At 33.0% G+C, this 20,137-nt stretch carries 17 protein-coding genes, 2 tRNA genes and 1 rRNA gene; 4 read left to right on the top strand and 16 right to left on the bottom strand.

Annotation, left to right across the window (positions count from 1 at the left end; all coding sequences use genetic code 11):
* Nucleotides 1-182: 182 nt before the first annotated feature.
* The 12 genes from ACN0WY_RS11990 to ACN0WY_RS11935 all read right to left on the bottom strand — a co-directional run bounded on the left by ACN0WY_RS11990 (nt 183) and on the right by ACN0WY_RS11935 (nt 10,960).
* Complete coding sequence (locus tag ACN0WY_RS11990; protein WP_417800492.1) at nt 183-1,115, bottom strand: Gfo/Idh/MocA family oxidoreductase; 933 nt, start codon at nt 1,113-1,115, stop codon at nt 183-185.
* Entirely contained in the window at nt 1,115-2,398 is a 1,284-nt protein-coding gene (locus ACN0WY_RS11985; RefSeq protein ID WP_417800491.1) for a nucleotide sugar dehydrogenase, read from the bottom strand. Before ACN0WY_RS11985 ends, ACN0WY_RS11990 begins: the two co-directional genes overlap by 1 nt.
* Before the next feature lie 101 nt (nt 2,399-2,499).
* Nucleotides 2,500-2,574: transfer RNA gene (locus tag ACN0WY_RS11980), tRNA-Val, on the bottom strand.
* Between the two features lie 28 nt (nt 2,575-2,602).
* A tRNA-Val gene (locus ACN0WY_RS11975) sits at nt 2,603-2,677 on the bottom strand.
* 70 nt (nt 2,678-2,747) lie between these two features.
* Entirely contained in the window at nt 2,748-3,956 is a 1,209-nt protein-coding gene (locus ACN0WY_RS11970) for a bifunctional folylpolyglutamate synthase/dihydrofolate synthase (protein WP_417800490.1), read from the bottom strand.
* Nucleotides 3,957-3,990: 34 nt separating this feature from the next.
* A complete protein-coding gene (locus ACN0WY_RS11965) occupies nt 3,991-5,001 on the bottom strand; it encodes an NAD-dependent epimerase (protein ID WP_417800489.1) in 1,011 nt (336 codons plus the stop codon).
* Complete coding sequence (locus ACN0WY_RS11960; protein ID WP_417800488.1) at nt 5,001-6,326, bottom strand: UDP-glucose dehydrogenase family protein; 1,326 nt, start codon at nt 6,324-6,326, stop codon at nt 5,001-5,003. Before ACN0WY_RS11960 ends, ACN0WY_RS11965 begins: the two co-directional genes overlap by 1 nt.
* A 92-nt stretch (nt 6,327-6,418) precedes the next feature.
* Nucleotides 6,419-7,237: an energy transducer TonB gene (locus tag ACN0WY_RS11955; protein ID WP_330488784.1), complete on the bottom strand. Its 819-nt coding sequence runs from the start codon at nt 7,235-7,237 to the stop codon at nt 6,419-6,421.
* The gene (locus ACN0WY_RS11950) at nt 7,238-7,630 is read right to left on the bottom strand and encodes a biopolymer transporter ExbD (protein WP_330488785.1); all 393 of its coding nucleotides are present in this window, start codon (nt 7,628-7,630) and stop codon (nt 7,238-7,240) included.
* On the bottom strand, nt 7,630-8,313 hold the full coding sequence (locus ACN0WY_RS11945) for a MotA/TolQ/ExbB proton channel family protein (protein ID WP_330488786.1): 684 nt from the start codon (nt 8,311-8,313) through the stop codon (nt 7,630-7,632). Before ACN0WY_RS11945 ends, ACN0WY_RS11950 begins: the two co-directional genes overlap by 1 nt.
* Nucleotides 8,314-8,488: 175 nt before the next feature.
* Nucleotides 8,489-9,715: a Glu/Leu/Phe/Val dehydrogenase dimerization domain-containing protein gene (locus ACN0WY_RS11940; RefSeq protein ID WP_330488787.1), complete on the bottom strand. Its 1,227-nt coding sequence runs from the start codon at nt 9,713-9,715 to the stop codon at nt 8,489-8,491.
* A 162-nt stretch (nt 9,716-9,877) separates the two neighbouring features.
* Nucleotides 9,878-10,960, bottom strand: coding sequence for an anhydro-N-acetylmuramic acid kinase (locus tag ACN0WY_RS11935; protein WP_417800487.1), 1,083 nt, complete (start codon nt 10,958-10,960; stop codon nt 9,878-9,880).
* Between the two features lie 92 nt (nt 10,961-11,052).
* Here ACN0WY_RS11935 and ACN0WY_RS11930 point away from each other — a divergent pair, with 92 nt between their 5' ends.
* The 4 genes from ACN0WY_RS11930 (at nt 11,053) to ACN0WY_RS11915 (ending at nt 15,768) form a co-directional block, all read left to right on the top strand.
* Nucleotides 11,053-12,195: an acyl-CoA dehydrogenase gene (locus tag ACN0WY_RS11930; RefSeq protein ID WP_330488789.1), complete on the top strand. Its 1,143-nt coding sequence runs from the start codon at nt 11,053-11,055 to the stop codon at nt 12,193-12,195.
* 104 nt (nt 12,196-12,299) lie between these two features.
* Nucleotides 12,300-13,250 (top strand): glycosyltransferase family 2 protein, encoded by a 951-nt coding sequence (locus ACN0WY_RS11925; protein WP_330488790.1) that lies wholly within the window; start codon nt 12,300-12,302, stop codon nt 13,248-13,250.
* On the top strand, nt 13,243-14,109 hold the full coding sequence (locus ACN0WY_RS11920; RefSeq protein ID WP_330488791.1) for a lysylphosphatidylglycerol synthase transmembrane domain-containing protein: 867 nt from the start codon (nt 13,243-13,245) through the stop codon (nt 14,107-14,109). The genes ACN0WY_RS11925 and ACN0WY_RS11920 overlap by 8 nt, the downstream gene beginning before the upstream one ends.
* 3 nt (nt 14,110-14,112) lie before the next feature.
* A complete protein-coding gene (locus ACN0WY_RS11915) occupies nt 14,113-15,768 on the top strand; it encodes an ArnT family glycosyltransferase (RefSeq protein WP_417800486.1) in 1,656 nt (551 codons plus the stop codon).
* Nucleotides 15,769-15,778: 10 nt separating this feature from the next.
* On the opposite strand, the gene ACN0WY_RS11910 is transcribed toward ACN0WY_RS11915, so the two are convergent.
* The 4 genes from ACN0WY_RS11910 to rrf all read right to left on the bottom strand — a co-directional run bounded on the left by ACN0WY_RS11910 (nt 15,779) and on the right by rrf (nt 20,127).
* Nucleotides 15,779-16,570 carry a tRNA pseudouridine synthase A gene (locus ACN0WY_RS11910; protein ID WP_417800485.1) on the bottom strand — a complete coding sequence of 264 codons (792 nt, stop codon included), beginning with the start codon at nt 16,568-16,570 and terminating at the stop codon, nt 15,779-15,781.
* Between the two features lies 1 nt (nt 16,571).
* Nucleotides 16,572-17,753, bottom strand: coding sequence for an acetate/propionate family kinase (locus ACN0WY_RS11905; RefSeq protein ID WP_417800484.1), 1,182 nt, complete (start codon nt 17,751-17,753; stop codon nt 16,572-16,574).
* A 22-nt stretch (nt 17,754-17,775) separates the two neighbouring features.
* On the bottom strand, nt 17,776-19,869 hold the full coding sequence (gene pta / locus ACN0WY_RS11900) for a phosphate acetyltransferase (protein WP_417800483.1): 2,094 nt from the start codon (nt 19,867-19,869) through the stop codon (nt 17,776-17,778).
* A gap of 149 nt (nt 19,870-20,018) precedes the next feature.
* Nucleotides 20,019-20,127, bottom strand: a 5S ribosomal RNA gene (gene rrf / locus ACN0WY_RS11895).
* Nucleotides 20,128-20,137: the final 10 nt, after the last annotated feature.

Here is a 20,137-nt window from a genome sequence, read left to right as displayed (position 1 = left end):
TATAATCGAAAACCTAAACCTTTATATTTATTATAAACTGCAGCTAATATAATAGTGCTACACTTACCTTTCGGTAATTCTTTTAATGTATCTAAATTATATCTTCTTTTACTTCATCAAAACCTGCACAAGTACCATTTTTTACACTCATATAATATTCCTTTTAATTAACTTATACTAAATTATATAAAAAAGAACTTTTCTTTCTCTTTTACAATTTCAACATTTCGAATATCATGCACTATCTCTATCGATTGTCTTGCTTCTTGTAAACCAAAGCCATTTCTTTTTAAAATCTCTTGGTAGCTTGTGGTATGTAAATCGGTAAATCCAGAACTAAATTCGATTTCTTCTCCATTTACCGTAATAGAACGATAAGTTCTTTGCCCTTTCTCTTGAATTTCTTTGGGTAAAGTCGTTTCATCAATTGATAAAAACCAACGAACACGGGCTTTTTCAAACTCTAAATAACCTGAAGCTTTGTGTTTTTCTCTTAGATGCACTTTATTTTCTTGTACATTTCCAAAAATCCAAGATAACATATCAAAAAAGTGTACTCCAATATTGGTTGCTATTCCTCCCGATTTACTCTCGTCACCTTTCCAAGAAATATCATACCAATTTCCTCGAGAAGTGATATAGGTTAAATCTACTTCGTACTTTTCTTTCTTGTTTTCCTTTTCAATTTTATTTTTTAATGCAATGATACTCGGGTGCAATCGCAACTGTAATATCGTATTGATGCTGTTTCCTGTCTCTTTTTCAATCGCCTCAAGCGCATCTACATTCCATGGATTTAACACCAATGGTTTTTCGCAAATCGCATCGGCTCCTCTACGTAATGCCATACGGATATGGGAATCGTGTAAATAATTCGGTGTACAAATACTTACATAATCCAACTGAATGTTTTGCTGACGTTTTAATTTTTCAATATGACGATCGAAACGCTCAAACTCCACAAAAAAATCTGCTTTCGGGAAATAGCTATCCATAATCCCTACACTGTCATTTTTATCCAATGCAGCCAACAAGACATTGTTTGTATCTTTAATCGCTTTTAAATGACGTGGAGCAATATATCCTGCGGCTCCTATAAGTGCAAAATTTTTCATTACAATGTTCTATCAACTAGTTCTTTTGGTAATACTCCTTTAACGTCATATACCACAGCCCCATCTTTCATGATTGGCTTTAAGTCCAAGTCTTTATATTCATCATGCGCCACAGCTAATACTACCGCATCATATTTACCTTTTGGTAATTCTTTTACTGAATGCAAATTGTACTCTCTCTTTACTTCTTCTACATCAGCCCAAGGATCATATATTGTAACATTGGTATTATACTCTTTCAAACTCTTTACCACATCTACTACCTTAGTATTACGTACATCTGGACAATTTTCTTTAAACGTAATTCCTAACAGTAATACCTCAGCTTTTTTAATCTTGATATCTTTATCAATCATCAGTTTTATTACCTGAGAAGCGACATACTCTCCCATTCCGTCATTCATTCTTCTTCCTGCTAAAATAATCCCTGGATGATACCCAAACTCCTGTGCTTTTTGCGCTAAATAATACGGGTCTACTCCTATACAATGTCCTCCAACCAACCCTGGTTTGAATCGCAAGAAATTCCATTTGGTTCCAGCAGCTTCTAGTACATCGTTTGTATTGATATCCATCAACCCAAAAATCTTTGCTAATTCATTTATAAAAGCAATATTGATATCTCTCTGAGAGTTTTCTATTACTTTTGATGCTTCCGCTACTTTTATTGTTGGTGCTAAATGCGTTCCTGCTGTGATTACAGATTTATACAAATCATCTACCTGCTTACCTATTTCAGGTGTAGAACCAGAAGTGACTTTTAAAATCTTTTCGACTGTATGTTCTTTATCTCCGGGATTGATACGTTCTGGAGAATACCCTCCATAAAAATCTTCATTGAATTTCAGTCCAGAAGCTTCTTCTAAAACTGGAATACATTCTTCCTCCGTAACTCCAGGATACACTGTTGACTCATAGATAACAATATCCCCTTTTTTCAACACCTTCCCTACTGTTTCACTTGCTTTTACTAAAGGAGTTAACACAGGACGATTGTTCTTGTCTACTGGCGTTGGAACTGTTACTATATAATAGTTACATTCTTTAATATCTTCTAATGATGCTGAGCAAAATAATCCATTCACATCTGATGGCTTATCCACTAACACTGACTGCAGCACTTCATTCTCTACCTCTAAAGTAGCATCTATCCCAGACATTAATTCTACAACTCTTTCCTTGTTGATATCGAAACCTACCACAGGATATTTAGTTGCAAACAACCTTGCTAAGGGCAACCCTACGTAGCCCAATCCGATTACTGCAATTTTTTGATTACTCATATTTTCTACTTTCTAGGTCCGCAAACTTACAAAAATCTACATTAACAAAAGATTATATATAATAAAAAAGTCTCATCAGAAATGATGAGACTTTTAGTTAGTGGGCGCGAAGGGATTCGAACCCCTGACCCCTTGGGTGTAAACCAAGTGCTCTGAACCAACTGAGCTACGCGCCCGTTTGCAATTAAATCTTTGTAAGAGTTGTGGGCGCGAAGGGATTCGAACCCCTGACCCCTTGGGTGTAAACCAAGTGCTCTGAACCAACTGAGCTACGCGCCCTTACTTGTTAATTGCGGGTGCAAATATATAACAGTTTTAGAGATTAACAATAACTTTTTTGCTTTTTTTTCTATAAAATTTCTGCCACCACAAATGTACTTCCTCCAACATAGATTACATCTCCTCTAGACGCATTTGCCTTTGCTTTTTCAAATGCCTGACTTACAGAATCAAACACCGCTCCAACCAGATTAAATTCATTAGCTTGAACTTTTAATTCGTCTGCCAACAACCCACGAGGAATATTTGGTTTACAATAATAATAATTTGCATTTTTAGGAAACATTGGTAAAATTTCACTCAAATTCTTGTCTGAAACCACTCCTAACACCATATGTAATTGTTTGTAATTTTCCTTTTTTAGTTGTTCTAAGGTATAAAAAAGCCCTTCTTTATTATGTGCTGTATCACAAATTATCTTCGGATTATCCTGTAACACCTGCCAACGTCCTTTTAAATTCGTGTTTTTTACTACATTCAACAATCCGTTTTTAATATTTTCTTCAGAAACTTTAATTTCTTTTACTTGTTGAATCGCAGTTACAGCTGTAGTTATATTGTGCTTTTGATAGTCTCCTAATAAATCTGTCGTATAGTTTTGAGTTTTATCAGAAGCAAAAACTATTGGTGCTTCACACTCTTCCGCTTTAGCGATAAAAACATTTTCTGTCTCTTTTTGACGTTCACCAATAACCACTGGAGTATTCTTTTTAATTATCCCAGCTTTTTCAAACGCTATTTCTGGTAAGGTTTCTCCTAAAAACTGAGTATGGTCCAATCCGATATTGGTAATCACTGAAACTTCAGGTGTAATTATATTGGTTGAATCTAACCTTCCTCCCAAACCTACTTCAATAATCGCAATATCTACTTTTTGATTGGCAAATTCCTCAAAGGCCATTCCCACTGTCATTTCAAAGAATGACAATCCTTGTTTTTCTAAAAAGGCTTTATTGTTTATGATAAAATCAATTACCGCATCTCTCGAAATTTCTTCTCCATTAATTCGAATACGCTCTGTGAAGTTTTTTAAATGCGGTGAAGTATACAAGCCAACTTTATAGCCTGCCTCTTGTAATATAGAAGCAAGCATATGACTGGTAGATCCTTTTCCGTTGGTTCCTCCTACATGAATCGTTTTAAATTTTTGTTGTGGATTCCCCAACTCTTCGCACAACGCAATAATATTGGTTAAATCTTTTTTAAATGCTGATTGTCCTTGACGTTGGTACATTGGTAACTGAGCAAACATCCAATCTAATACTTCTTGATAAGTCATTAAACAATTATATTGTAATTAAGGATTTTATAAACTAATTATGATATTCTTGATACCATTGTACAAAACGACGCACTCCTTCTGCTACTTTTACTTTAGGCTTATAAGTATAATCATTGATTAACTCATCTACATTTGCCCAAGTTCTTTTTACATCTCCCATCTGCATCGGTAACATTTCTTTGATAGCTTCTTTTCCTAAACTCGTTTCCATCTGTGTAATAAAATCCAACAGTTTTACAGAATCGTTATTACCTATATTATAGATTTTATATAATTCTCTATCTTCAATAGATTTTTCAATCACCCTTTTTACTCCTTCTACAATATCATCTATATAGGTAAAATCACGTTCCATATCTCCATTATTAAACACCTTGATCGGGCGATTTTTTGAAATCGCATCCGCAAAAAGGATTGGAGCCATATCAGGTCTTCCCCATGGTCCGTAAACGGTAAAAAATCGTAATCCTGTTGTCGGGATTTCATACAAATGACTATAGGTATACGCCATCAATTCGTTACTCTTTTTCGTTGCTGCATATAAACTCACAGGATTATCTACACTATCTTTTTCAGAAAATGGCACTTTTTTATTGGCTCCGTACACACTTGAACTACTCGCATACACCAAATGTTTAATCTCATGATGTCTACAACATTCTAAAATATTCAGAAAACCAACAATGTTACTTTGAATATACACATCAGGATTTTCGATGCTATAACGAACCCCCGCTTGAGCTGCTAGATTACAAACAACATCAAATTTCTCTGAAATAAATAATTGAAATAACTCTTCTTTATCTTCTAAGTTTAATCTGATAAACTTAAAATTCTCTTTGGTATTACTAACAACTCCTTGATAAAAAACCTCAGCATTCTCTCTATCAATCCCCAATTCTTTTAATCGAGCATATTTTAAATTGATATCGTAATAATCATTGATATTATCAATCCCAACAACTGTATGTCCTTCTGCTAACAATCTTTCACTTAAATGAAACCCTATAAAACCGGCTGCTCCTGTAACTAAGATCTTCATTAATTCTTACCTATTTGATAATATTCAAATCCTCTTTCTTCTAAACTGTAACTATTGTACTGATTTCTTCCATCGAAAATAACAGGAGTTTTCAGTTGTTTTTCAATTTCTGAAAAGTCTGGAGAACGAAACTCTTTCCATTCTGTTAACAACACCAATGCATCAGCCTCCTGCAATACTTCGTACTTTGTGTTTTTGTAAGCTATATTTTCAACATCTTTTAAATAAAAATGTTGTGCTTCTTCCATTGCTTTGGGGTCATAGGCTTGTACTTTTGCTCCTCTTCTCACCAATTCTTTCACCACATAAATCGCTGGAGCTTCACGCATATCGTCAGTTCCTGGTTTAAACGCCAAACCCCAAAGACCGAACGTTTTTCCTGTTAAATTTTCTCCAAATCTTTTAATTATTTTTTCGGAAATCACATACTTCTGACGATTGTTTACATCTTCTACCGACTTAATCAACTGTGCTTCGTATCCGTTTTCTTCCGCAATCTTTTTCAATGCTTTTACATCCTTTGGAAAGCAAGAGCCTCCGTATCCTGCTCCTGGATAAATGAAACTATACCCTATTCTTGAATCGGAACCAATTCCTGCTCGAACATTATTGACATCTGCTCCAACTCGTTCGCAAATATTTGCCATTTCATTCATAAAGGATATTTTTGTTGCTAACATTGCATTAGCAGCATACTTGGTCATTTCAGCAGAACGAACATCCATTCCTATAAAACGTTCGTATGACATGGTAAATGGCGTGTATAACTGACGCATTTTTTCAAACGCATAATCAGATTCTGCTCCAATCACCACTCTGTCTGGCTTCATAAAATCGTTAATAGCATCTCCCTCTTTTAAGAACTCTGGGTTAGAAACTACATCGAATTCAATCGTTACATTTCTCTGATCTAATTCTGCTTGAATCGCTGCCTTTACTTTATCAGCTGTTCCTACTGGTACCGTAGATTTATCAACCACAATTAACCGGTGATTCATCTTCTGCCCTATTTCTTTTGCTACCGTTAACACATATTGTAAATCGGCTGAACCATCTTCTCCCATCGGAGTTCCTACTGCTATAAAAACAATTTCAGTTTCTTCAATTGCCTCTTCTAGCTTTGTTGTAAAGAATAAGTTTTGCTTCTCCACATTTTTCAAAACCATTTTTTCTAATCCCGGTTCGTAGATAGGGATGATTCCTTGGTGTAGTTTGTTTATTTTTTCTTGGTCAATATCTACACAAGTAACTTTATTTCCCATTTCTGAAAAACAAGTCCCTGATACCAATCCTACATATCCTGTTCCAATAACAGTTAGTTTCATGTATTTGTATTTATTAATTTTTCAATAGTTGTTTTTACTTCGGCACAACCTAATTGAAAACATCATTATTCTAAATATTCAGCAAAGATATGTTATTTTGAAAGAGAAAACTTGTAGATAATAGTTCCTCGTTGCTTTGACGGTGCATTTCCATCAGCATTCCATTTAGTTCTTAAAGCTGCTTGTTTTGCTGGCTCTAACAAACATGGAGCTGAGTTTGTAGTTCCTTTTACCCCTGGGGTTGCTTTTATCACTCGTCCGTTTTGATCTACTTCAATACTTACCACCACTGTGCCTTCCTCTTGACAGTCTGGTTTTTTTATTGGTTTTAACAAAGCTTTTCTACCGGCAAGGTTATAATTCCCTCCAGAACCACTTCCTGAGCTTCCATAGTATTTATCTGAATTAGGATCTCCTTTTTCATTTCCTTTTACACCTGATTGTTTATCATCTCCTTCTCCTGTATTTGCACCATCTTTTGAAGTTCCATTTAATAGACTATTTAACGCATCTGTGGTTTCTTTTGATGGTTTTGGCTTTGGCTTCTCTTTAGGTTTTACTTCTTTTGGAGTTTCTTTTACAGCTTCTTTCTTTTCTACTTGTTTTTCAACAACTGGGACTTCTTCCGCTGTGTCATCTGTAATAATTTCTTCTTTGATAGTTTCTTCAGGAGTTTCTTCTACTTGTTCTTCCACTACTTCCTCTTGTTGTGACGTTGCTTGTGCCTTAGTTTTTTCAACAGGTTCTCCACTTCCTACTTCAGAGGCACCAAAATTAATCGCTAGGCCATATTCAATAGGTGGATCGAGATATTTCATTCCGTAATTGAATATTCCAATAATAAATAATATCAGAATAATTGCTGTAATAACAGCCGATTTACGTTTATGTTGGGTATCTAAAACTTTCATTTATTTGCCTTCAACAGCTAAAATCATTTTTAACTTGTTTCTATTCGCTATATCAATCACCTGCATTACATTTTTATATTGCACATTTTGATCACCCCGAATAACCACTGTTTTCTTTTTGTCTACGCCTACCTTAGTTAGCAACTCCCTTTCTAAATTTACATTACTGACTTTTGTTTTATCTATGTAAAACGACGCATCATTTGTTATGGTTACTGCTACTGATGTATTGTTCTCTGTTTTACCTCCAGCTTTAGGCAACAAGACATCAATGGCACTTACTGTAACCAATGTTGATGTTAACATAAAAAATATCAATAACAAAAAAACAATATCAGTCATTGATGACATATTGAAATTTGGATTGACTTTATTTCTTCCTCGTAAATTCATTATACTGGTTCGTTTAATAAGTCTAAAAACTCAACAGATTTTGCTTCCATTTGATAAACAACCTTATCTGTACGAACTACTAAATGATTGTAAGCGATATATGCAATAATTCCTACTATTAATCCTGCTACAGTAGTTGTCATAGCTGTATACAAACCATCCGATAACATCTTAATATCAATTTGTCCTCCTGAATTTGCTATTTCATGAATCGCAACAATCATTCCAATTACAGTTCCTAAAAAACCTATCATTGGAGCAGCTCCTGCTATTGTTGCTAGTACTGATACATTTCTTTCTAGTTTATAAACCTCTAGTTTTCCTGCATTCTCTATTGCTGTATTAATATCTTCCAAAGGTTTTCCTATTCTAGAAATTCCTTTTCCTATTAATCTGGCTGTTGGTGTTACGGTATTATCACAAAGTGATTTAGCACTATCTATTCTTCCATTGGTTACATGATCTCTAATTTGATCCATAAAATTAATATCAACTTTTGATGCTTCTTTAATAGCAAAAAAACGTTCAAAATAAATATAAAGAGCTACGGCTAATAACACGAATAACAAAGCGATAATGATTTGACCGCCTACACCTCCATCCATAATTAAATTATAGATTGATAACGTTTTTTCTTGAGGTACTTCCTCTACCAACTCCTGAGTTTCTTGAAATAATAGCATGAATACTAAATTAGGATTTATATTATGTTTTCGCTATTTAACTAACGATTTCTTTTATTTAAAATTGTTTGATATAAAAAGTCTTCCTTACTTTTAACAATAAAGGAAGACTTTTACTTTTATTATACTTGATTACTCAAAAACAGCATTTTTGTAATCATAAAGACTAATAATTTTACACTAGTTCTTTTAATGCTATTTCAAAAGCTGTTTCACTTATGTGAGTTTTTGCTGCACTTTTAGCATGTGCTCTTTGTAATGCTTTTTTAATAGTATTTGATGTATCTTCAAAAATGGCTTGATCTGTCATTTCTACTCTACGCTCCATAAAGTATGCAAATACTCTTGCCATACCACAATTTGAAATAAAGTCTGGAATCAAACTTACTTTCTTATCTGTATCTTCCATAATAGATCCAAAGAAAATTTCTTTATCTGCAAACGGAACATTTGCTCCACAAGAGATAACTTCTAATCCTGAATTTATCATTTGGTTAATTTGCTCTTGAGTAACTAACCTTGAAGCTGCACATGGTGCGAAAACTTCACAAGGAAGATTCCAAACACGCTCATTCATCTCCTCAAATGGAATCATGTTTTCAGACACTAACGTATTCCCATCTTTATTTAAAAACATTTCTTGAATTTCTTCAAAAGAAAATCCTTCTTCTTTAATAACTCCTCCAACACGATCTATAATTCCTACTACTTTAGCTCCCATTTGTGCTAAATAATAAGCTGCTGCTGAACCTACATTACCAAAACCTTGTACTACAGCACGCTTTCCTTCTACTGTTCCTCCATAAATATCGTAGTAATGACGAACTGCTTCAGCAACTCCATATCCAGTAATCATATCAGCTACTGTATATTTTCTAGCTACACTTGGTGATAAGCTTTCATCTTCTAATACCTTAATAACTCCATGACGTAACTGACCAATGCGGTTAATTTTATCTGCTTCAGTAGGCTTGAAATGTCCATTAAAAACTCCTTCTTGAGGATGCCAAACTCCACTATCTTCTGTAATCGGAATTACTTCATGGATTTCATCAACATTTAAGTCTCCTCCTGTTCCATAATAGTTTTTTAATAATGGTGCAACAGCTTTATACCAACGCTCTAAAACTCCTTTTTTACGAGGGTCTTGCGGATCAAAATTAATTCCTGATTTTGCCCCTCCAATTGCTGGTCCCGATACCGTAAATTTCACTTCCATAGTTTTAGCAAGTGACATTACTTCATATTTATCTAATCCTTTACGCATACGTGTACCACCACCAGCAGCACCTCCTCTTAACGAATTGATAACTGTCCAACCTTCTGCTTCTGTTTCAGGGTCTTTCCAATTAAATACTATTTCTGGTTGTTTTTCTTCGTATTGCTTTAATAATTCTTTCATTGTTTAATGTTATAATAGATGATTTTCAACTTTATCTGTTTCTTTTTCATATTCAAAAAATTCGTTGTAATTATTCCCCTTAGGGGAAGCTAAAGTTGATTCATTATACTATAGGTTTTAATGTGTAGTTGTTACCGAACAAATTTATCATAAAAAACAACATTACTCAAGTACTTTATTTTTTTTATGTGGATAAAAAATATTTCCTGAAGAATGATCCTTCTTTGCCCCAGTAACTGACTGTAAACAGTTTACCTTATTTTGAACTTTTAACACGCCTAATAGCGCAAAAATCAACGCTTCTTTGTAATCGATAAGTTCTGTACTTACTTGTTTTATTTTTGTCTGTGCAAAAAATTCTATTCTCTTCATTAAAAACGTATTGAACGCTCCTCCTCCTGTTACTAAAATAGTAGCATCATTTTTAACAACATTCCCTATTTGCATCGCTACATGTTCTACAAAAGTTCTTAGAATAGTCGATATATCTGCTTCCTCTTTATCTATTAAAGGAAAAATAGTTGACTGTACCCATTCTAACCCCAACGATTTTGGAGGAAGCTCTTGATAAAAGGAAAGCGCATTCAATCGTCTTAATAATTCAACATTAATTTTTCCTTCTGAAGCCATTCTTCCATCATTATCATATTCTACTCCTATTTTACGTGTATAATAATTTAGCACAATATTTACAGGGCAGATATCAAAAGCTATCCTTCGTTTATTTTCTTCATAAGAAATGTTTGCAAAACCTCCTAAGTTTAAACAGTAATCATAATCGGAAAATAATAGCCTATCTCCAATAGGCACTAAAGGAGCTCCTTGTCCTCCTAACACTACATCTTGAGTTCTAAAATCACAAACAACATCTTTCTTAGTTATCGTCGCTATTTCTTGGCCATTGCCTATTTGTAACGTTATTCCTACTTCTGGCTGATGCAAAATGGTATGCCCATGAGAAGCTATGAAATCTAATTTAGTGATACGGTGTTCTTTTATAAAGTTATTTAATATTTTTCCCAAAAATTTACCGTAATCAACATCTAAAATTTGTAAATCTTTCTTATCGTAATTTATAGCTTCTTGTAGTTTATTTTTCCATTGATTAGAATATGCTATTGTGTCTGCTTGTATAATTCTAAAATCTTTATATGAATTTTCATGTATTTTTATATATGCCAAATCTATTCCATCTAAAGAAGTTCCTGACATTAATCCGATACAATAAATATAGTTGTCTTGCATAAAGTAAAAATAGCAAGTCTATTGAAAAATTGCTATTAAAAAAGTATCTTTGAGCACATTTTTTACGAATTTAACAAAATATAAAATAGATAATGGATTTTAACCTTACAGAAGAGCATTTAATGATTCGTGATGCTGCACGTGATTTTGCTCAAACCGAATTATTGCCAGGAGTTATAGAAAGAGATGAAAAACAAGAGTTTCCTAATGAACTAGTTCGCAAAATGGGTGAGTTAGGGTTTATGGGAGTAATGGTAGATCCTAAATACGGAGGAAGTGGAATGGATGCTGTTTCTTACGTATTAATTATGGAAGAATTATCAAAAATTGATGCTTCTGCTTCAGTAATGGTTTCTGTAAACAATTCGTTAGTATGCTACGGTTTAGAAGCTTACGGAACAGAAGAACAAAAACAAAAGTACTTAACAAAATTAGCTACTGGTGAGCAAATAGGAGCTTTTTGTTTAAGTGAGCCAGAAGCGGGTTCTGATGCTACTTCGCAAGCAACTACTGCTGAAGACAAAGGTGATTACTATTTATTAAATGGTACTAAAAACTGGATTACTAATGGTGGGCGTGCTGATACTTATTTAGTTATTGCACAAACTGATAGAGCTAAAGGTCATAGAGGAATCAATGCTTTTATTATTGAAAAAGGTATGGAAGGTTTCCACGTTGGACCGAAAGAAGACAAATTAGGTATCCGTGGTTCTGATACTCATACCTTACAGTTTAACGACGTAAAAGTTCCTAAAGAAAATCGTATTGGTGAAGACGGATTCGGATTCAAATTTGCCATGAAGACGTTATCTGGAGGACGTATTGGTATTGCTGCTCAAGCATTAGGTATTGCTGCTGGAGCTTACGAATTAGCGTTAAAATACTCTAAGGAGCGTAAAGCTTTCGGTACTGAAATTTGCAATCATCAAGCTATCGCATTCAAATTAGCTGATATGTATACAGAAATTGCTGCGGCTCGTCACTTAGTAATGGCTGCTGCTTGCAAAAAAGATGCTGGTGAAAACTACGATCGTGAAGGTGCTATGGCAAAATTATATGCTTCTAAAGTAGCTATGGAACAAACTGTTGAAGCAGTTCAAATTCACGGAGGTAATGGTTTCGTAAAAGAATACCATGTAGAACGTTTAATGCGTGATGCTAAAATCACTCAAATTTATGAAGGAACTTCAGAAATTCAGAAAATTGTAATCTCAAGAAGTTTAATTAGAGATTAGTTTTTTCTCTTCAATATTATATCTAAATAAAAGCTCATTTAAAAAATGAGCTTTTATTTTTTTTTAAATTCTTTGTAGTAACTTTGCCCAATAAATAAGCACCTATGTCAAATAAAAAATCCTACGGATTCATATCTGTAATTGTTCCTGTTTACAATGAAGAAGACAATGTAGTTCCTTTAACTAAACAGATTGATGATAGTTTAAAAGGATTCGATTATGAAATCATTTACATTGACGATTTTTCAACCGATAACACAAAGAAAAATGTTATTAACATGAACAACTCTCGAGTTGTTTTGGTTGAGTTACGTAAAAATTACGGACAAAGTTTAGCATTAGCTGCTGGTTTTGATCAAGCGAAAGGTGATTACATCGTTACCCTTGATGGTGACATGCAAAATGATCCATCAGATATCCCTCATATGATTGAAAAAGCTGAATCTGAAGATTGGGATGTAGTTACAGGAATTAGAGCTAAAAGAAAAGACTCTTTTATTCGCACAATTCCTTCTAAAATTGCAAATTTTTTAATTAGAAGAGCTACTCGTTTGGATTTAAAAGATCAAGGATGTGCGATAAAAGTATTTAAAAAAGAAATAGCTAAAGATTTAAACTTGTACGGTGAAATGCACCGCTTTATCAATCTTTTAGCTCACTTAAACGGAGCAAAAATTACTCAGGTTCCTGTAAAACATCATCCGAGAATCCATGGACAATCTAAATATGGGTTGGGAAGAACTGTAAAGGTGATCAATGACATCATATTAATTATCTTCCAAAGAAAGTATATGCAGCGCCCTGTACACCTTTTTGGTAACTTCGGGTTGTTTTTTATGTTCTTCGGATTAGCCATTAATTTCTACTTACTAATATTAAAATTATTGGGACAAGATATTTGGGGCAGACCTTTGTTAATTGTTGGTGTTATGCTAGTTATTATTAGCTTGCAATTTTTTACTGTGGGGATTATTACTGACTTGTTAATGAGAACTTATTATGAGTCGCAAAAAAAACGTCCTTATACTATTAGAAAAATTCATGTAAGTGAATAAGAAGCTTGTTAAAACCTTAGCCAAAATAGGAGTAAGCATCTTACTCTTATACTTGGTTTTTACAAAAATTGACTTTAACCAAGTCATCAAATTATATGAGACCTCCAATCCTTTTTACTTAGTATTGGCTATTTCATTATTTGTGATTTCACAGCTTGTTTCATCTTTACGATTAAATTACATTTTTCATCATAACCAATTTTACCTAAGTCAAGGTAGCAATTTAAAATTGTATTTTGTTGGGATGTTTTATAACTTCTTCATACCTGGAGGTGTAGGGGGAGATGCTTACAAAATATATATACTAAATAAACAATTTGGTTGGAAAACCAAACAGCTAACTAAATGTGTATTTGTTGATAGACTTATTGGTTTATTAGCTATTTTTTCTCTATTAATTTTAATGGGCGGGTATTTGTTTTTTTTCAACTCATTATTATTCTTAGTAAGTATCATTATAGCTTTAGCTTCTTTTTTTATAGCAAAGCTTATAATGGTTCGGATTTTTAAAAATAGCAACACATATTATAACTATAGTTTTGGTTATTCATTAGTTATTCAATTGTTACAAGTGGGTGTCATTGTTTGCATTATTAAAGCTTTTCAATTAAAGATAACTGGAATTATTAGTTATTGTTTTGTTTTTCTAATTTCATCAGTACTTTCAGTAGTTTCTTTTGCTGGATTTGGAGCAAGAGAGTATATCTTTTTAAAAGCCTCCTCCTTTTTAAATACCCAAGAAACAATTGCGACAAGTATTGGGCTCTCATTTAATATTATTACGGCTTTAATTTCTTTAATAGGATTGGCTTTTATTATAAGTAAGGTACGGTTAACAACTGTTTCACTCAATACATAATTTATGGACTTTTTTTACCAGCAAAAAAACATTAAATACCTCTATTTTTTAGTGGCAATCGTGTATGTTATAGGGTTATTTATTCCCTTAATGGCTAATGATTCTGCGCAACATGCCACAATGGCTATGCGCATGTATTTAAGTGATAATTTTTTTGAACTTTTAAAAGGTCCTAATCCTTATTTAGATAAACCACATATGCATTTTTGGTTATCTGCTATTTCATTTAAAATTTTTGGCCTACACGAATGGGCTTACCGAATCCCAGCTTTATTGTTTACTGTTTTAGGAGCCTATTCTATTTATCAATTAACAGGGAAATTATATAGTAAAAGTGTTGCTCACTTTGGTTCTCTTATCTTCTTAACTAGTCAATCTATCATTTTAGCTAACCACGATGTTCGTACTGATGCTGTCTTAACTGGAGCAACTATTTTTGCTATTTGGCAATTGTTTGAATATGTTTCAACAAGAAAACTAGTTCCTATTATTTTAGGAGCTATTGGTATGGGAATCTCCTTTTCTACTAAAGGGTTTTATGGAGTTGGTATTATTTGTTTTGCCACAGTTTCACACATCGTTTATACTAGAAAATTTAATACAATATTCTCTTATAAAGTTCTTATAGGTTTGATTGCTTTCTTCCTTTCTATTACTCCTGTAGTATATGCTTACTATGTTCAATTTGGAATGGATGGTGTAAATTTTATTCTATGGAGTCAGAATGTTGAGAGAATAACAGCTACTGGTTTCAAGCAAAACAGTCCTGATTACTTTTTCTTTTTTCATTCTCTACTTTGGACTTTTTTACCTTGGGCTTTCTTAATGTACTATGGCTTGTATTATCAAATAAAAAAGTTAGTTGTAAACAAATTTAAACCTGTACAAGGTATAGAATTATTAACTATAGGTGGAGTATTAATTACCCTATTTATTATTAGCTTTTCAAAATTTAAATTACCACATTATTTAAATCCGTTATTAGCTTTATTAGCTGTTTTTACTGCTGGAATTTTATACAATCTTCAAAAGGACAATCAACAAAAAACACTGAAAATATTCTTAGGTGTTGTTTATTTTATGGTTTTAGTGTTAACTATTGCAGTTATTTTAATTTTATGCTGCACTTTTAACACTCCTTCTATTTTAATTATAGCGTTGAGTATTATTCTAGTATTAACAGTACTCATTAACTTAATTCAAAAAGAAGATTTTAGTAAAAAAATTGTTGTCAACTCAGTATTGCTAATGGTATTTGTAAATGTGGTACTTAACTCTTACTTCTACCCTGAATTATTACAATATCAAGGAGGAATAAAACTAGCAAACATTATTAATCAAAATGACACCATAAATGTAAAGGACATCTTTTTTTATGAGAATGATTATTCTTGGCCTTTAGATTTTTATACTCAGAGAAATACACCTCACATTACAAAAGAAGAATTAAAAAATGTAGATAATGATGTTTGGATTGTCATTAGAAATATTCCGCTTGAAAAAGTAGAAAAAGAAGGCTTTGTTATAAAAGAAAAACATAGAGTTGATCATTTTAGAGTAACAAGGCTTAGCTTAAAATTTTTGAACCCTAAAACTAGGGAATCAAAATTAGGAAGTGCGTATTTATTGAAAATAGCGTCCAGAAAAGACACCGAATAAAATTTGTCACTTACTCTTTTTTAAATTCTACTTTATGTAAATGTAACCCAGAAGCTGGTGCGATGGTTTTCATAAAATCGATATCACTATTTTCTGGTCTTAAACTTTTTTTGATAAATTCTAAATCGTAGTTCCCTTTACCTAATTCAGCTAAAGCTCCCATGATTAGACGAATTTGATTCCGTAAAAACCCACTCCCTCTAATAACCAACACAAAACTTTTCTCTGGAAAAAAAGAAGCGGATAATTCCGTATTTTCTTCTATTTTACATACATCAATACTACGCGCTACTTTGGTTTCTGCTGATGGTTTGGTGCAATAATGTTTAAAATTATGAAAACCTTCAAACAATCGTGCACCTTCTTTCATCAATTCAACATCTAATTCATCTAAATACCCCGTTAAAAAAGGAGCGCAGTAGGGATGATTTTTCTCTCCAAAGGAAAAGTAATAACGATACTCTTTTACTTTAGGATGCTGAATGATATTAAACTCTTCATCGTGAAGTTGCTCTACAGCTAACACTCGAATATCAGAAGGTGAATTTCGATTGAAGTCTTCTATAAAGAAAGCTTCGTTTAATTTTTCATCAATAAACAACTGAAAATAATAATTAGTCGAGGAAACTTTTGCATCCGTTCTCCCAACTCCTACGGACTTACATCGAATTCCTTTACACACAAACTTTAATGTCTTGTCAACAAAAAAATGAACTGTTTTTAAATTAGGTTGTTTTTGCCAACCGTGTAAGCGAAAACCTAAATATTGAAACCGTACTAAATAAGCATATTTATAATTCATACTATAATAACTCGTAAGATTGTTTTGCAATTTCCAATTCTTCGTTTGTTGGAATTACCAATACTTTTACTTTCGATATCTCTTTGTGTATTTCTATTAATTGTTTTGCTCGAACAGCATTCTTTTCTATATCCATTTCAATGCCTAAATACTCCATATCTGTACAGACTAATCTTCGAATCACATCAGAATTTTCACCAATACCTGCCGTGAATACAATTGCATCCAAACCATTCATTGCTGCAACGTAAGAACCTATGTATTTCTTTATTCTATAAGCATTCATATCCAATGCTAACTGACAGTTTTTATTTCCTTTTGCTGCTGCTGCTTCAATATCACGTAAATCACTAAATCCTGTTAAACCTAGCATTCCGCTTTCTTTTTGTAACATGTTGTTTACATCATCAACATCGTATCCTAAATTATTTATCAAATAGAAAATTAAAGAATGGTCTATATCTCCAGAACGAGTCCCCATAATTAACCCTGTAACAGGGCCAAATCCTAAACTATGATCAATACTCTTTCCATTTTCAACCGCTGTAATGCTACATCCATTACCTAAGTGAATCGTAATAATTTTTGAGTGTTTTTTTTGAAGGTACTCATTTGCTTTTTCCGACACGTATTTATGACTCGTACCATGAAACCCATACAAGCGAATTCTATGCTCATCTAAAAATTTATTAGGAATTGCATATTTATAAGCCTCAACTGGTATGGTTTGATGAAATGCTGTATCAAAAACGGCTACTTGTTGTGCATTCTTAAAAATAGCTTCAGATACCCTAATCCCTTCTAAGTTTGCTGGATTATGTAATGGCGCTAATGAAAATAACGATTCTATTTTCTTTTTAACCTCTTCTGTTACTATAGTTGTTTTTGTAAAGGTGCTACCTCCATGCACTACTCGGTGCCCAACAATTTTAATTTCATCTGTAGAAGAAATTACTCCTACTTTTTTATCTAACAATAAATCAACTACTCTTTCTAAACCTGATTTATGATCTGTGACAATTACCTCTTCTTCTATTTTAGTATTGTTAGATTTATAGTGAACCTTCCCCAACTCTAAACCAATTCTTTCTATCAATCCTGAACAAAGTACTTCTTGTTGAGGCATTTCAAACAATTGATATTTTATTGAGGAACTTCCTGAATTTATGACTAAAACTTTCATCTATTTTAAATTAATGAGCAAGCTATTCTTGCGCTTGAATTGCAGTTAAAATTACAGTATTAAAAATATCATCAACCGTACAACCTCTACTTAAATCGTTTACAGGTTTATTCAACCCTTGCAACATTGGTCCGATTGCCAAAGCTCCTGTTTCCCGCTGTACTGCCTTATAAGTATTATTTCCGGTATTTAAATCCGGAAAAATTAACACATTGGCTTGACCTGCAACTTCTGAATTTGGTAATTTCTTTTTTCCTACGGAAGGATCAACCGCTGCATCGTACTGAATTGGTCCCTCTACTTTTAAATCTGGACGCTTTTCCTTCACAATTTCAGTAGCTCTTCTAACCGTATCTACATCTGCTCCTTTTCCTGAAGTACCTGATGAATATGATAACATAGCTATTTTAGGATCTATACCAAATGCAATACTCGAATCTGCTGAAGAAATTGCAATTTCTGCTAATTCTTCAGCTGTTGGGTTCGGGTTAATGGCACAGTCTCCAAATACAGAAACTCTATCCTCTAAACACATAAAGAAAATTGATGAAACGACTGAAAACCCAGGTTTCGTTTTTACAAACTGTAAAGCTGGTTTTATAGTATGTTGAGTAGTATGTGCTGCCCCAGAAACCATTCCATCTGCAATTCCTTTGTACACCATCATTGTTCCAAAATAAGAAACATCTCCCATTAAATCTTCTGCCATGGCTGGACTCAATCCTTTGTGTTTTCTCAATTCATATAACGTGTTGGAAAAATCTGCAAAGTATTCAGATTCTATTGGGTTGATAATTTCAGTTTTATCGAAATCAAAAGGAATATTTAATCGTTTGACTGAAGCTTCTACATTTACTCTTTTTCCTAATATTGTTAACTTAACAACGTCTGTTTTTTGTAGTTGGGAAGCGGCTATTAAAATTCTATCATCATTTCCCTCTGGTAATACTATATGCTTGCGAGCTTCCTTAGCCTTTTTTAATAAGTTATATTGAAACATTCTTGGTGTTAATGCTTCAGAGCCTTTATAGCTAGCTAGTTTTTCATTCAAACTTGCTACATCAACATATTTTTCAAACATGCTGATTGATATTTTTATTTTATCTACATTCTCAGCATAAATGTGTGAACGAACGGCACCTAATCTTGAGGCAATACTAAATGTTCCGTCCTTTACCCAAAGGATAGGTACTATCTTTTCCAACCCTTCTATTAACTTAATAATAGAAGAATTTAATTCCATCCCCCCTGTAAGAATAATTCCCGATATAGATGGGTAATTACTAGAAATATTCGCTTGTAATGTTCCTAACAAAATATCTGACCTATCTGCAGGAGTTACGACAACACTATCATCAGTTAAGTGATGTAAAAAATGTGATAATTGCATTGCTCCAACTTTTATATCACCTGTTGTATTGTTTAGGAACTCTTCTCCAAATAAAATTTCTCCTTCAACTTCCATTAAAAACTCCTTAATTGTTGGATTATTTAATTTTTGGTCAATAGGAATGGCATTAACAGAAACTGACTTTGGCAAGTTAACACCAACTTCTTCTACTATAATTGGAATATTTTTTTCTTGTACTTTGTTTGCCACAACTGCAATGACCTGTACATCTTTGTTTATAAAAGAATCATAGGTTAATCGTAAGCTTTGTATAAAATCTTCAAGTGATTTATTTACACCTCCTGAAACGATAATTACAGGCGCTCCTATATTTTTTGCGATAAGAACGTTTAAATCCATCTCTATCACAGCTCCATGATCAGAAAAATCTGTTCCTTCAATAATTACAAAATCATTTTCCTCTTCTAATGTCTTGTACTTTTCTATTATCTTATTAATTACTTCGTCCTCTTGATCATCATTTAGCATCCTAATTAATTCTGATCTAGTAAAAGCATAACAATCTTCATAGCTACTGTTTAAATTGAAGTAATTAAGCACTGTATTTATATGATTATCCTTCTTATTTCCTATTGGATTGTCTATTATAGGTCTAAAATAACCCACTTTAGGTTTTTTACGAAGTAATAGCTGCATCAATCCCAAACTCAGCATAGATTTTCCTGAATTAGCATCACTAGCAGCGATATAAATTGATTTGTTCATGTTCTTCCTTTTTAAGGCAAAATTACTTCTTTTAAAATTATAAAAGTAACGAGGGAAGAATTAAAACCTACGAAGTATGCTTTTTTAAAAAGTTATTATATATAAAAACAAAAAAACCTCAATCTAATCAAAGATTGAGGTTTTTTAAAGAAAGGCAACGACCTACTCTCCCACCTGTGGCAGTACCATCGGCGCTAATGGGCTTAACTTCTCTGTTCGGAATGGTAAGAGGTGAGCCCCATTGCGATAATCACCTTAAATTGTTAGT

The organism is Tenacibaculum sp., from assembly GCF_048269885.1.
In the GTDB taxonomy this organism is placed as follows: Bacteria; Bacteroidota; Bacteroidia; order Flavobacteriales; family Flavobacteriaceae; genus Polaribacter.
Note: the sequence above shows the minus strand (reverse complement) of the source record. Positions and strands in the feature narration are given on the sequence as shown.

Excerpts from the sequence above, each read along its gene's own strand:
- ACN0WY_RS11910 (WP_417800485.1), bottom strand. The coding sequence starts at position 16,570 with ATGAATTATAAATATGCTTATTTAGTACGGTTTCAATATTTAGGTTTT.
- ACN0WY_RS11915 (WP_417800486.1), top strand. The coding sequence starts at position 14,113 with ATGGACTTTTTTTACCAGCAAAAAAACATTAAATACCTCTATTTTTTA.
- ACN0WY_RS11950 (WP_330488785.1), bottom strand. The coding sequence starts at position 7,630 with ATGAATTTACGAGGAAGAAATAAAGTCAATCCAAATTTCAATATGTCA.
- ACN0WY_RS11940 (WP_330488787.1), bottom strand. The coding sequence starts at position 9,715 with ATGAAAGAATTATTAAAGCAATACGAAGAAAAACAACCAGAAATAGTA.
- ACN0WY_RS11965 (WP_417800489.1), bottom strand. The coding sequence starts at position 5,001 with ATGAAGATCTTAGTTACAGGAGCAGCCGGTTTTATAGGGTTTCATTTA.
- ACN0WY_RS11985 (WP_417800491.1), bottom strand. The coding sequence starts at position 2,398 with ATGAGTAATCAAAAAATTGCAGTAATCGGATTGGGCTACGTAGGGTTG.
- ACN0WY_RS11990 (WP_417800492.1), bottom strand. The coding sequence starts at position 1,115 with ATGAAAAATTTTGCACTTATAGGAGCCGCAGGATATATTGCTCCACGT.
- pta (WP_417800483.1), bottom strand. The coding sequence starts at position 19,869 with ATGAACAAATCAATTTATATCGCTGCTAGTGATGCTAATTCAGGAAAA.
- ACN0WY_RS11930 (WP_330488789.1), top strand. The coding sequence starts at position 11,053 with ATGGATTTTAACCTTACAGAAGAGCATTTAATGATTCGTGATGCTGCA.
- ACN0WY_RS11945 (WP_330488786.1), bottom strand. The coding sequence starts at position 8,313 with ATGCTATTATTTCAAGAAACTCAGGAGTTGGTAGAGGAAGTACCTCAA.
- ACN0WY_RS11970 (WP_417800490.1), bottom strand. The coding sequence starts at position 3,956 with ATGACTTATCAAGAAGTATTAGATTGGATGTTTGCTCAGTTACCAATG.
- ACN0WY_RS11935 (WP_417800487.1), bottom strand. The coding sequence starts at position 10,960 with ATGCAAGACAACTATATTTATTGTATCGGATTAATGTCAGGAACTTCT.
- ACN0WY_RS11960 (WP_417800488.1), bottom strand. The coding sequence starts at position 6,326 with ATGAAACTAACTGTTATTGGAACAGGATATGTAGGATTGGTATCAGGG.
- ACN0WY_RS11955 (WP_330488784.1), bottom strand. The coding sequence starts at position 7,237 with ATGAAAGTTTTAGATACCCAACATAAACGTAAATCGGCTGTTATTACA.
- ACN0WY_RS11905 (WP_417800484.1), bottom strand. The coding sequence starts at position 17,753 with ATGAAAGTTTTAGTCATAAATTCAGGAAGTTCCTCAATAAAATATCAA.
- ACN0WY_RS11925 (WP_330488790.1), top strand. The coding sequence starts at position 12,300 with ATGTCAAATAAAAAATCCTACGGATTCATATCTGTAATTGTTCCTGTT.